The 13149-nt window shown below is 42.9% G+C and carries 11 protein-coding genes; 3 read left to right on the top strand and 8 right to left on the bottom strand.

The genetic code is table 11. The annotated features are described in order from the left end of the window. The first annotated feature begins 91 nt into the window (after positions 1-91). The 3 genes from ACIQXU_RS17380 (at position 92) to ACIQXU_RS17370 (ending at position 4885) form a co-directional block, all read left to right on the top strand. Positions 92-1822 carry an N-acetylmuramoyl-L-alanine amidase family protein gene (locus tag ACIQXU_RS17380; protein ID WP_402991268.1) on the top strand — a complete coding sequence of 577 codons (1731 nt, stop codon included), beginning with the start codon at positions 92-94 and terminating at the stop codon, positions 1820-1822. A 175-nt stretch (positions 1823-1997) separates the two neighbouring features. Further along, on the top strand, positions 1998-4190 hold the full coding sequence (locus tag ACIQXU_RS17375; RefSeq protein WP_402991342.1) for an MMPL family transporter: 2193 nt from the start codon (positions 1998-2000) through the stop codon (positions 4188-4190). Positions 4191-4351: 161 nt separating this feature from the next. Then, complete coding sequence (locus tag ACIQXU_RS17370; protein WP_402991265.1) at positions 4352-4885, top strand: YceI family protein; 534 nt, start codon at positions 4352-4354, stop codon at positions 4883-4885. Positions 4886-4954: 69 nt separating this feature from the next. On the opposite strand, the gene ACIQXU_RS17365 is transcribed toward ACIQXU_RS17370, so the two are convergent. From ACIQXU_RS17365 to ACIQXU_RS17330, 8 genes are all read right to left on the bottom strand, one after another. Next, complete coding sequence (locus ACIQXU_RS17365) at positions 4955-5428, bottom strand: hypothetical protein (RefSeq protein WP_402991262.1); 474 nt, start codon at positions 5426-5428, stop codon at positions 4955-4957. A gap of 79 nt (positions 5429-5507) precedes the next feature. After that, complete coding sequence (locus ACIQXU_RS17360; RefSeq protein WP_402991259.1) at positions 5508-6701, bottom strand: PDZ domain-containing protein; 1194 nt, start codon at positions 6699-6701, stop codon at positions 5508-5510. Positions 6702-6900: 199 nt separating this feature from the next. Continuing rightward, the gene (locus tag ACIQXU_RS17355) at positions 6901-8325 is read right to left on the bottom strand and encodes a S41 family peptidase (protein WP_402991256.1); all 1425 of its coding nucleotides are present in this window, start codon (positions 8323-8325) and stop codon (positions 6901-6903) included. A gap of 131 nt (positions 8326-8456) precedes the next feature. Beyond that, positions 8457-9830, bottom strand: coding sequence for a murein hydrolase activator EnvC family protein (locus ACIQXU_RS17350; RefSeq protein ID WP_402991253.1), 1374 nt, complete (start codon positions 9828-9830; stop codon positions 8457-8459). 113 nt (positions 9831-9943) lie between these two features. Next, positions 9944-10837: a permease-like cell division protein FtsX gene (gene ftsX, locus ACIQXU_RS17345; protein ID WP_402870641.1), complete on the bottom strand. Its 894-nt coding sequence runs from the start codon at positions 10835-10837 to the stop codon at positions 9944-9946. Beyond that, entirely contained in the window at positions 10827-11513 is a 687-nt protein-coding gene (ftsE, locus tag ACIQXU_RS17340; RefSeq protein ID WP_402870638.1) for a cell division ATP-binding protein FtsE, read from the bottom strand. Before ftsE ends, ftsX begins: the two co-directional genes overlap by 11 nt. A 276-nt stretch (positions 11514-11789) precedes the next feature. Beyond that, positions 11790-12134, bottom strand: coding sequence for a cytochrome c551 (cccB, locus tag ACIQXU_RS17335; protein WP_402991251.1), 345 nt, complete (start codon positions 12132-12134; stop codon positions 11790-11792). 53 nt (positions 12135-12187) lie between these two features. Next, the gene (locus ACIQXU_RS17330) at positions 12188-13051 is read right to left on the bottom strand and encodes a YitT family protein (RefSeq protein WP_402991248.1); all 864 of its coding nucleotides are present in this window, start codon (positions 13049-13051) and stop codon (positions 12188-12190) included. Positions 13052-13149: the final 98 nt, after the last annotated feature.

Here is a 13149-nt window from a genome sequence, read left to right as displayed (position 1 = left end):
GCACTTATATTCACTTACCAAGTCTGACCCAACCTCTGGATGAACCATAACCATTCGATTATTTCAGCATAATTTAAAGGAGCGAGCTTTAATGAAAAGAAGAATAATCACCTTATTTGCAGCAACCTTGGTTTTTTTGACGATTTTCTCGTATCCATACGCCACCGATCAAGTTCAGGCCGCTTCCAAAACGGCCAAAGTTACAGCTAGTTCCCTCCATATAAGAGAACAGCCTAAGACAACGGCAAAATCTCTGGGCCTAATTAAAAAAGGAAAAGAAGTGACCATCTCTTCACAAAAATCCGGATGGTCGAAAATCAAGTATGGAAAACTAACGGGCTGGGTGTCCACCACGTATTTGGACGAGTTAGGTTATGTGACAGCTTCCTCGTTAGTATTAAGAAAATCAAATAATACAAGCAGCAAGTCTCTCGCAACCTTACCTAAAGGAACCGCCGTAGAAATTAAATCGACCAAAGGCAATTGGCTACAAATCTATGTATCTTCCAAAAAGAAAACCGGTTGGGTTTCTAAAACATACATATCTAGTTCCAAGCCTACAGCCACCGCTAAACCGGCAGCTGTCAGCACAACCAAGTACTATGTTACAGCCAGTTCATTGTATGTCCGTAAGTCTGCCAATACCACGTCAAAGAAGCTGGCGACGATCAATAAGGGCGCTGCCGTTACCTATATTAAAAAATCGGGGAACTGGGCAAACGTGAAGACGGCATCCGGCGTGACCGGATGGGCTTCCTTAACCTATCTATCTAAGAAAAAACCTACTGCATCTCCTTCAGCCGTTAAGGAAACGACTTACTATGTAACAGCTGCCGAGCTATATGTAAGGAAATCGGGTAACTCAAAAGCTGACAAAGTCACCACTCTAAAAAAAGGGGAGGCTGTCACGCTTTATGAAGAGAAAGACAAATGGGGAAGAATCAAAACGGCTTCCGGGAAAACAGGTTGGGCTTCCCTTACCTATCTAGCAAAAACCAAGCCGAAAGAAACAAAACCAGTAACAACCACACCACCTAAAGTAGAAGCACCTAAAAAAGAAGAACCGGTCAAAACCAAGCCAACCAAATACTATGTCATTTCCGACTCGTTGAACATTCGCAATGGACCTTCGGCAACGAATAAAATACTAGGGGCCGTCGATAGAAGTGATAGTGTCATAGTGACGGAAACACAAGGAGATTGGGGCAAGGTCGAAACACAATCCGGTTTGGTAGGATGGGCCTCCCTCACGTATCTATCGAAGACCAAACCGAGTGATGGATTTAAAGGCAAGGTGATCGTCCTTGATCCGGGGCATGGCGGCTCTGACCCTGGGGCATCCGGGAAAAATAATCGGGAAAAGGATTTAACTCTTTCCACGGCTAAAAAGCTGAAAGCCAAATTGGAGGAGGCCGGTGCAAAAGTCGTCATGACACGAACAGGCGATACGTATCCCTCTTTAAGTAAGCGAGTGGAAATCAGCCAGGCCAACAAACCCGATGTCTTTATCAGCATTCACTATAATGCTGGTCCCAGCTCAGCCAACGGCATTGAAACATTTTATCTAGCATCGAATGTCAATGAAAAAGAGCTCGCACAAACCGTACAAGCGGAAATCATCAAAGAAACAAAATTGAGGGACCGCGGTGCCAAAACGGGTAACTTCCAAGTCATCCGGGATAACAAGCAAGCTGCGATATTACTAGAATTAGGGTTCATCTCCAATTTGGAAGAAGAAAAGCTCATTGCCACGAGCGCCTATCAAGACACGGCTGTCACTGGTATCTTTAATGGGTTGAAGAAATACTTCAATTTATTTTAATGAATCAAAAAAGCTTTGGAGGGATTTTCCTTCCAAAGCTTTTTTTAGAAATTCAAGAAACCGCATACCCAGTTTTGCAAATAGGAATGTTTCCCCTTTATAATTAAGAGTGGATTATGATAAAAATTTTAAAAGTGAGGTGCCTTCATTGAACATATTAGGAAGATTAAGCAAAATGATGACCGGAACAATCAGCCGTTGGGTTGTCATCGCCATCTGGATTATTGCGACAGTGCTGTTAACCTTCACGTTACCGGCAGTGAACGATAAAACGGAAAATGTTCCTACTGATTTACCTGCAGACTCAGATTCTGTCGTAGCGGATGAACTGATAAAAAAAGAATTCCCTAATTCCTCAGGGATACCTGCCTTGCTTACATGGCATCGGGAGGGTGGACTGACTGATGCTGATTTAGCTGAAATTCAAAACCTTTCCAAAGAGCTTACAGAAAGTCCCTTAAAACAGCAATCCTTCTTACCTCCTCTTCACAACGCTCCACTGCCCGCACTAAAGGGCTCTGTTTCTGAAGATGGTACGACTTTCGTACAGCCCCTCTTCTTTGAGGAAAGTGCCGGGACAGCCGTTTTGGAAAAAAATATTGAACGCATCAATAAGTTAGTAACCGAACGCGTCGGTACGGACCCTTCAAAGGTTAAAATCGACTCTGAAGATCTATCGCTTCGTGTAACGGGTCCTGTCGGGATTTCCGTAGATGCGACTGGATTATTTGCCGGTGCCGATATTCAATTACTACTGGCGACGGTTATACTCGTTCTTGTCGTCTTATTACTTATTTATCGCTCACCACTTTTAGCGATCATTCCATTAATCGGGGTCGGTTTCGCTTACCTTGTCACAAGTCCAATCCTTGGATTCATGGCAGACCACGGCTGGATTACAGTCGATGCTCAGGCCATTTCGATTATGACCGTATTGCTTTTCGGGGCAGGAACCGATTATTGTTTATTCTTGATTTCCCACTACCGTAGTGAATTGAGAAGACACGAAAGCAAACGAAAAGCCATGATGGCTGCCTTTAAAGATTCTTCAGGCGCCATTGCGATGAGCGGTCTGACGATCGTCGTCTCCCTATTAACATTGCTCGTGGCTCAATATGGTGCTTATCATCGTTTCGCCGTACCATTCAGCTTATCCATATTAATCATGATGATCGCTGCCTTAACTCTCGTACCTGCACTACTTTCTGTTTTCGGCCGGGCCTCTTTCTTCCCGATCGTTCCACGTACACCCGAAATGGAAGAAGCACGCGCGAAGAAAAAGGGCAAACCCGTCAAGATACATAAAGAAGGCGGACGCATTGGAAAATGGATTGGGAATATCGTTACAACCAAGCCGTGGACCGTCATCCTTACTTGTCTGATTCTTTTCGGCCTATTAGCTGGCTATTCATCACAAATAAAATATTCCTATGATATCCTCTCTTCTTTCCCAGAAGACATCAACTCGCGTGAAGGGTATACCGTCATTTCCGATGCCTACTCACCTGGTGAACTTGCACCAGCTACAGTCGTCATCGATACGGATGGCAAGGATATCGATTTAACGGATTCCCTGAAGGATATGAGCCTGATCGGAAGTGTCTCAGAACCTGTAAGGAGTGAGACCAATAAGGATTTACAATCCTATGAAGTCAAATTCAATATCAACCCATACGATACAAAAGCAATCGACGCCATTTCAGATATACGCAGTTCCGTGGAAAAAGAACTGAAAGATGCGAAGATCTCATCCGTTGATGAAAAAGTATGGATTGGCGGCCAGACAGCCGAGCAGCACGATAAACGCGAAACGGTCAAGGCAGATGAATTCTTGGTTTTCCCAATCATCATCGTCTTGATTTCATTGCTACTGTTAGCCTACCTTCGTTCCGTAACAGCCATGGCTTATTTAATGGGAACGGTTATCCTTTCCTTCTTTGCCGCTATGGGCTTAGGCTGGATCATCCTTCACCACTTCATGGGTGTGGATGCAATTGAAGGCACGATTCCGTTGTATTCATTCGTATTCCTTGTCGCCTTAGGAGAAGACTACAACATCTTTATGGTATCCAGCATATGGCGCAAGAAGAAGACGATGCCAATCAAGCAAGCCATAAGAGAAGGTGTAACCGAAACAAGTGGCGTCATCACTTCAGCCGGCATCATCTTGGCAGCTACATTCTCTGTGCTCGCTACGTTGCCGATTCAAGTGCTTGTCCAATTCGGACTCATTACCGCACTCGGTGTACTGATGGACACATTCATCGTTCGCCCATTCCTAGTGCCGGCGATTACCGCTCTGCTTGGTCGCTATGCTTTCTGGCCAAGTAAAGCCCCGATTCACGAAGAAAAAGAACGTTCTAACTAAGAGTTTCTTTCTTAGACCTGTGTCCGCACACATGCGGCACAGGTTTTTTTCATTTTCTAAATAAAGGAAAAAACGTTTGACTCTGGAACCCCCAGCTCATATAATTACAATATGTTAAATTATCTCAAATTAAAGATATATGAAGTGGAGGAATATACAAAATGGCTAAAACAAAATGGATAGTCGACCCTACACACAGCGCCATAGAGTTTTCTGTAAAACACATGATGATTGCAAAAGTAAAAGGAAGTTTCAATAAATTTGACGCCAACATTTCTGCAGACCCAACCGACCTAACAACAGCGGAAATTGATTTCACCGTCGATTTGTCCAGCATTGACACTCGTAATACAGACCGTGATAACCACCTGCGTTCTGCTGACTTCTTTGACGTTGAAAAGAACCCGGAACTGATATTTAAAGCTACAGACATCAAAAAAACGGATGACGATGAGTATGCCGTAACCGGTGATGTCACGCTTCATGGAGTGACAAGAGAAGAAACATTCGTTATGACATTTGAAGGGCAAGGAAAAGATCCATGGGGTACGGAAAAAGCAGGATTCAGTGGCAAAGGCAAGGTGAAACGCAGCGACTATGGATTAACCTATAACGCTGCCCTGGAAACGGGCGGGGTACTGATTGGGGATCAAATCACCATTTCCATTGATATCGAAGCCGCAAGAGAAGCGTAAAATGTTTCATTAATAAACCCCCAATGAGCAGAGCAACCTGCCTTTTGGGGGTTTATTGTGAAAAATCGTTCAATAACTGGATTTAGAGAAAACAAGCGTATGCTTAACCTGTTTATCTTTGTAACTCATATATAATTTTTCCCCTTTTATTTCATACAACAGAGTATCGGAATGCTTTAATCCTGCCCATTCTGCAGGTACATCAAAATCCGCTTCATCCCCTGTCTTCATTTTCAGAGATTCCCCATCATATTGTGTAATCTCTCCTTGGATGCCCGGGTTCCCCGCTTCAGCATCATACAAAGAAAATCTCCCATTTTTCTCGATGTCAAACGCGTAAAATCCTGTATAACGCTTTCCATCTAAACTCATTTCTTCCCCATGCCACTCCCCTATAAGGTCAACGGGGGCAGAACTTTCCTTTCTCCCGTCTTTCCCACCTGGTTGACATCCATATAAGAACAAGCATGATAATACTATCAAAATACTCTTCATACTCTTCATCTTCATCGTCATATCCCTATTCGCACCTTCACTTTTCATTTCGTCTACCCATATAAGAAACCACCTAGATCTATCATCTAAGTGGTTTCAGTTACTATTCAGAAAGATCCGGCCGTTTCTATCCTGCTTGGCCACTCTCTTTCAATTGATCATCCACAAAAAGGATGCCCAATTCATAATGTTCCCCTTCAAATAAGGCTCGTTGCACAAAGCGCATTTGTTGATTAATGCCGATGACCTCGAGCTTACAATAGGCCCGATTCTTTTGCAGCGCCCGGTACAACTCTTCTTCTTCCCTGACGACAACCCCATTGATCTTTGAGATGATTTCACCCTTGACCAATCCCATCTTGTCAGCCGGTGATTCAGGGATAACGCCTAGAATCTGGACGCCAAGCTTGCTTTTCGAAAAGTAAAACGGTTGCTTTTCGTCCAAATTCTTTTGCGCATAATGGATGAATTCCCGACCAAGGATCGCTAAAACAGCTGTTATGATTGCCAATAGTGGATACCAGTAGCTGACGACCGCCAAGACTGTAATCAATATGCCAAGTGTCCCTACCTGCTTACCTTGGGCCTTTATTGCCTGTTCCGGAAGCGATCCATGAACCTTCTGCCTAAATCCAATCAAAAATGGCAGAACGATTGGAGAAACGAACACTTCACCAATGGAGAATACGGGATACCAGTCAAAAGGAACGGGCAGTTCTCCCCCAGGAATCAGTACGAACATCGGAATCAGCCAAATACGTTGCGAAACATAAACGCCAATCGGCTGTCCACGCTTTGAAACCTCTAACTGTGGTGATGCCTTTTTACTGCCTTTCTTAACGATAAGAAAACCTTCCGCCATCAACAAAAGCCCAATCAATATCACAAGTGTCGGATAAACCGATTGATTCAGTTGGTCAAATGCATCCGTGAAAATAGGAAGTTGCAAATCCTTACCATTTAGAAAGAAAAGGATAAAGAACGTGACACCCAACGTATAAACAGGTGATACCAGTCTCCTTTTCATGGTCAAGACGGCTAGGACCGAGACTGCCGCCATGATGACCACCGCCGCCATCGGTATGACAAGGCCAGACACCAGCGCGATGAGTGACAGAATCACCCCAGTGACGATTCCTTGTAGAAGCAAAGCCCGAAGCTCCATGGTCTTCCTATAAATCTTCGTATTGAAATCACGGCGCTCCCGTTTAACCCGAAGATAGCCGATGAATAAACAATAAGCAATGGAAACGTAAAGCAATGGATGAAGGAAGAGTTTTCCCAATCCTATTAAGCAATCAATAAGCCAATCCGTTGTCAATTTCTCTCCACCATCCCTATAAGTGATTAAAAGTATGTATCAATCGTTCTAGTCAGTTACTTCCTATTCTATCAAATATGTCAGCTTTCTGCCTATTAAGATGTAGAAAAAACTGTATCCGCTCTAATAGATGAAATGAAATTATCCCCTTTCCTGCCAAGTAAAAAGGCAACACCCCGATGGGCGTTGCCTCCATCTTCTATTTCGCCAAATAATTCAAAGCCGTCCGTAGCTGAATATCATTATCTTCATCCTGAATTTTTTCCAAGATGACAGTTTCTAGCTTTGCAGCGGTCTTGGCATCCAAATTACCAGTCGCTTTCATCCCATACTGCTTCTGAAAAGCCTTGACCGCAATCTCTGTATTCCAATCGTAGTACCCATCCTCACGCCCTGTTTCAAAACCAATCCCTTTTAGGATCGTTTGCGCATACTGAATTTGGTCGTCTGTCATGTCCCGTTTCAATACCTTTTCGATGGTTAACTGATGGGCGTTGAAGTACACCGGTTGCTTGACTTCAATCGTCGGTTCGATTCCCTTTTTGTGAATCCAGTTACCAGATGGTGTCAGCCACTTGTACAGCGTAAGCTTGATATTGCTGCCATCTCCCATTGGGACTGCCTGTTGAACCGTCCCTTTACCGAACGTCTTCTCGCCAATCAGCGGGTATCCTCCGGCCTCCTCCATGGCACCGGCAAGGATCTCCGAGGCCGAGGCACTGCCTTTATCCGTCAGGACGGCAATGGGGTAGTCCTTCTTTTTCTTCAGTTCTGTGAAAAAGGATTGCGTCTCACCCGTTCTTTCGGCTATTTTCAAATATGGTTTATCTTTCGTAATAAACTCGCCTAAAATCGTCTCCACACTTGAAAGGAGACCGCCCGGATTCCCCCGGACATCGATCACCAGCCCTTCGATTCCCTTCTTCTCAAGTTCCTTCAACTGCTTTTTAAAATCCGATGCGGTATTTTCCGAGAATGTGGTCAACTCCACATACCCGATTTCCTCACCCGCTACTTCCTTGGTCGAAGAAAAAACCGTGTCCAATGGAATTTCAGCACGAACCATATTGAATTCGATCGGATTGGATACACCGGCACGTTTTATTTCCATTTTGACTGGAGAACCCTTTTTCCCACGGATCTTCAACCGAGTTTCATAGAGGTCCAATCCTTCGACACTTTCCCCATTCACCTTTAGGATTTGGTCCTTCGGCTTTAATCCTGCCTTTTCAGCCGGGGAGTCCTTGTAGGGAGAGACAATGATGACCTTACCGTCCTCCATCCCGATTTCCGTTCCGATTCCTTCAAATGAGGAATCCAAGGTCTCATTGAACTGCTTTGCGGTCTCCTTGTCCATATATACTGAATATGGATCCTTCAATGTTGTCAGCATGCCTTGAATGGCACCTTCGATGAGCTTTGAGCCGTCTACCTGTTCAACATACTGGCTCACGATCAACCCATAAGCTTGTTCCACTTTTGCCCACTCCTGATCTTTTATGCCCTCTTGGCTTTCCTGTTTCATCTCGTGTTTATCCTGGGTGCTTGTCCAATACATGCCCCCCGCTGCCCCAATAACTAATGACATCATGATTGCCAGAGGAATTACCCATTTTTTGACCATATTTATCCCCTTTTCTACCTCGATATGTTTTTCACTATATGAGTAGTTTCAGGTAAATATGCTTTTGAACAGAGCAAATAAAACAGACCAGGATGTGATCCTGGTCTGTTTTATGATTCATATATTGGGTATTAGTTAGGTATGTAGCTTAATGGATTGACTGCATTGGACTTGCTGTAATTCCATTCCCCTTTGTGAAGCTCAAAGTGTAAATGCTGTCCATAGGAATGTCCGGTATTCCCCATGATCCCAATTTGTTGACCTTTGGCAACGACTGCACCATCACTAGCTTGTCTTGAACTTAAATGTGCATAAACCGTTGTCCACGTTTGTCCATTAATTCTATGAGAAACAAAAACAACATTACCATATGAAGAGGAGAAATATGATCGGCTAACGACTCCGTCTGCTGCCGCTACAACAGGCACAGTTCCGCTTGCAGCAATATCAATGCCGGCATGCTGTTTATTCCAACGTTCGCCCATTTGTGAAGATACATAACCTGCACTTGGTCTTGTAAATGTTCCTGACGATACAGCCGGTGCAGAACTTACACTAGCCGGAGCTTGTGATGATGAAGAGGATGAACTGCTATTAGAACTAGAGTTAGAATGGGAAGGAGCTTGTTTTTTCGCTTGAGCTGCTTGCGCTGCTTGTGCTGCCGCTTCTTGTTCTGCACGTTTTTTCGCTTCAGCTGCTGCTTTTTTACGAGCTGCTTCTAATTCAGCTAGACGATTCTTCTCTAAGTCGATGGCTGACTTGATTGCTGTTTCTTGAGCAGCAAGGTTCGCCTTTTCTTCCTCTAAGCCCATTTTATTTTCTTCTTCTTTTTTCGTTTGTTTCTTTAATTTCTTAACTAACGCAGCTTTTTGTTCTTTCTGCTGTTTTTGTTGATTTTGGATTTGTAAAAGTTGAGCTTTAGCCACTTCTAAACTAGCAAGCTTCGTTTCTACGGCCTTTTGTTTTTCTTCAAGCTCTTTTTTATCCAGCTCATGCTGTTTCAAAATCTCGCGATCGGCTTCTGCTATGGCTGCAACAGCTCCTACACGGTCAATTAAATCGCTAAAACTAGATGATCCGAACAATACTTCCACATAATTCAAATCTCCACCGGACTCCTGGAAGGAAAGTGCACGTTCCTTCAGAACGTCGTTACGCTTAGCGATACGTTCTTGCAACACTATAATTTCTGCTTTCAATACTTCAATTTCTTCTTTTGTTTGAGTGATTTCAGCATTTTTCGCATCAATTTTCTTTGCTGATTCTGCAATTTTCGCATCAATGGCAGCGATTTGCTCCTCAGCTGTCAGTTGTTTATTCTGGAGGTTATTGATTTTTTCTGAGGTAGTGGAAATGTCCGCTTCAACACCCGAACGTTTTTCCTGTATAGATGCCTTCTTTTGCTCTAAGTCTGAAATGGATTCAGCAAAAGCTGAAGGAGCAGCCAAAATGCTCCCCAAGCCAATCATGATTGTCGCGTTCACCGCGATAATATTCTTTTTCAATGTTCCATTTCCCCTTTCAATCTCGTTACAACTCGTGCCATGCAACGTCTCTCTATTTTGAATGAATTTCTTATTCGTATTTCGAGTGTAAAAGAATTGTAAAGTTTGTTCGCTTATGCTTTTAAGAATTTTCTAACGGACATTAAGCTTCCCCATATTCCAATCACGGCACCCATGATGATAAGAATCGCCGACACTTGGTAAATGAATGGACTTGCTGGTAAAAAGTCTACGAATTTAAACGTAATCTGTGGTGATATATAATTGAACAGATTGTAGTAGAGTACTGAAATCAGGGCGATAGGCACGACAGAACCAAGGATTCCTAGCCAGAGTCCCTCTAAGAAGAATGGCCAACGAATGAAGTTGTTTGTTGCCCCTACCAATCTCATGATCTCGATTTCTTTTTTCCTAGCCACAATTGTAATTTTAATCGTATTCGAGATGAGGAACATGGCTGTGAAAAGCAACCCTACGATAAGTACAATCCCGATATTTCTAGCAATTTCGACAAAACTAAATAGGTTTTCAACATAACCTTGTCCATATTTAACGCTTTGAATATAATTGATGCTTTCGATTTCTTTCGCTACCTTGATCACATCTTGAGGTGTTTTCGTTTTAATGATATAAACATCCCGTAAAGGGTTGTCTTGTTCAAATGGTTTAAAGGCATCTCCATTATCGCCTAAATCATCAATTAAATTGGTGAGCTCTTCATCCTTAGGGGAGAAGACAACACTATCAATTCCACCTATACTCGTTATCTGCTTACTGATTGCTTGTATATCCTCTTTACTCGCTGCATTATCAATATGCGCACGAATTTCGACATCGTTTTCGACATTACCCGCGATATGATTCAAATTCATCATAATCACTAAAAAAACGCCAACCAATGTTAGAGTGACTGTTACAGCACTTACTGATGCAAACGTCATCCAACCATTACGACCAATGTTTTTAAAGCTTTCACGGAAGTGACGGACGAGTGTTCTAAATTTCATATCCGTATTCACCTCTATGTTCATCGCGAACGATTTTTCCACCTTCAATGGCAATTACACGACGTTTAAAGTTATTAACAATATCTTTATTGTGCGTAGCCATGATAAGTGTCGTTCCGCGCTTGTTTATTTCTTCAAATATGCTCATGATTTCCCATGATGTTTCAGGATCCAGATTCCCTGTAGGTTCATCCGCAATAACCACCTTGGGGTCATTGACGATTGAACGGGCAATCGCAACCCTTTGTTGTTCTCCACCTGATAACTCTGCAGGACGCATTCTAGCTTTATGCTTGATCCCTACTAAATCGAGAACTTCCATGACTCTCTTTTTAATGACTTCAGGTTCTTTTTCGATGACTTCCATTGCAAAGGCAACATTTTCATAGACTGTGAAAGTTTGAAGGAGTTTAAAATCCTGGAAGACCATCCCGATATTACGGCGAAATAGAGGAACTTTCGAATTGCGGATTTTTGGTAGGCTGACACCATTAACCAAGATATTTCCACTTGTCGGCTTTTCTTCCCGATACATCATTTTGATGAAGGTCGATTTTCCGGCACCACTTGGACCCACTACATAAACAAACTCGCCTGGTTGTATTTTAACATTTAACCCATTAATGGCTATGACGCCATTGGAATAGGTCTTTTTGACATCTATCATCTCTATCATTCTAAAACCACCTAATTTGCTTGTTAACTTATCTATTAAAAGCGTTTTTTTCGACAGCATTTTTTAAATAACGACAGGAATCATTTCGTTTTAAGCACAGGAACATTATAACATCAAAGTTTGTCAAATTAAGCATAAAAATATTACAGTTTCATTTCAATGATTGTGCTAAGACTATCTATCTAGTATACGGAAAAACGAATGGAAATAATAGGGGATTTTATGAAGAGGATGGATGAAACGTCCAGCCTAAAGGAGGACGTTTCGGTAGAATTGTTACTTATGTTCGGAAAGCCACTCGGCTACTTTTGATGCATCATCACCAATGATGACGCCTTTTGGCATTCCACCTTGGCCTTTCAAGATGATTTGCTCAATTTCATCTTTTGACAAACGCGAACCGACTTCCGTCAAATTCGGGCCTACGCCGCCTTCAAGATTCACGGCATGACAACTTGAACATTTATTTTCATAAATCTTGGCTGCATCACCGGCACCAGCAGTGGTCGTTTCATTAGTATCCGTTGCCGGTTCTTTATCTGCGTTATTATCGTCATTCCCCCCGCAAGCAGTAAGCGCAAGAGATGTACCTAATAGTAAAGCTAACCATTTCTTTTTCATTGGACAAGCCCCCTTCTTCTTAAGTCTACCAGTACAGAAACATTATACCAATCTCAATCGAGTTTAAAACCCTCTCCAAGTACTTCTGAGGCATCCATGACGATCACGAATGCTTTAGGGTCAACGACTTTGACCAATTGTTTCAATTTGGTGAATTCAGATTGATCGATGACACACATTAAAATCGGACGGGAATCGTCCGTATAGCCGCCATGCCCGGAAATCCGTGTAACACCGCGGTCTAGTTCATGTATAATAGCATCCCTAACTTCGGGTTCATTATTCGTGATAATTAATGCCATCTTGGAACGGTTGAATCCAACTTGGATAAGGTCGATGGTCTTACTTGTGACATATAAGCTGATCAAGGCATAAAGCCCTTTTTCAATATCAAAAACAATGGCCGCGCTCAATACGATGAGGCCATCAATGATTGCCACACAGGTCCCCAATGACAAATTGGTATACGTATGAATGATTTGCGCCGCTAAATCCGTTCCGCCAGTGGAAGCCTTCCCGCGAAAGACTATGCCCAATCCCAATCCGACAAGGATACCACCACAAAGTGACCCGAGTAATGCATCGTTCGTCCATGGTTCCCAATCCTTTGTCAGGAAGACGACAAACGGTAAAAATAACGTTCCGATGAACGTTTTTGCACCAAAATTCCTTCCAAGTACAATAAGTCCGGCAATGAATAAAGGAATATTAAATGCCCACTGAACATACGCTGGTTCCCAACCTAGCGTGGTATATAGAATCGTGCTGATTCCGCTGACCCCGCCTGAAGCGACCTGGTTCGGTAGAAGAAATACATTGAACCCAATCGCGATGATGCCTGACCCTATCAACACTAGACCATATTCCATCAAAATTTGTATCAAAGGGTGCTTTGGCTCCCGATATCTCTTTCTCATTCTGGTTGTCTCCTCATAATCCTTCTTATTTAATTAGTCTTAACCGAAAGTAGTATAGCATCCCTGTTCATTTCCTGTAAATAACAGCCAGATGACGT

This window comes from Peribacillus sp. NPDC097284, from assembly GCF_044761765.1.
Taxonomy (GTDB): Bacteria; Bacillota; Bacilli; order Bacillales; family DSM-1321; genus Peribacillus.
This window is presented reverse-complemented; position numbering and strand designations above follow the sequence as displayed.

Excerpts from the sequence above, each read along its gene's own strand:
- ACIQXU_RS17380 (WP_402991268.1), top strand. The coding sequence starts at position 92 with ATGAAAAGAAGAATAATCACCTTATTTGCAGCAACCTTGGTTTTTTTG.
- ACIQXU_RS17375 (WP_402991342.1), top strand. The coding sequence starts at position 1,998 with ATGATGACCGGAACAATCAGCCGTTGGGTTGTCATCGCCATCTGGATT.
- ACIQXU_RS17370 (WP_402991265.1), top strand. The coding sequence starts at position 4,352 with ATGGCTAAAACAAAATGGATAGTCGACCCTACACACAGCGCCATAGAG.
- ACIQXU_RS17365 (WP_402991262.1), bottom strand. The coding sequence starts at position 5,428 with ATGAAAAGTGAAGGTGCGAATAGGGATATGACGATGAAGATGAAGAGT.
- ACIQXU_RS17355 (WP_402991256.1), bottom strand. The coding sequence starts at position 8,325 with ATGGTCAAAAAATGGGTAATTCCTCTGGCAATCATGATGTCATTAGTT.
- ftsX (WP_402870641.1), bottom strand. The coding sequence starts at position 10,837 with ATGAAATTTAGAACACTCGTCCGTCACTTCCGTGAAAGCTTTAAAAAC.
- ftsE (WP_402870638.1), bottom strand. The coding sequence starts at position 11,513 with ATGATAGAGATGATAGATGTCAAAAAGACCTATTCCAATGGCGTCATA.
- cccB (WP_402991251.1), bottom strand. The coding sequence starts at position 12,134 with ATGAAAAAGAAATGGTTAGCTTTACTATTAGGTACATCTCTTGCGCTT.
- ACIQXU_RS17330 (WP_402991248.1), bottom strand. The coding sequence starts at position 13,051 with ATGAGAAAGAGATATCGGGAGCCAAAGCACCCTTTGATACAAATTTTG.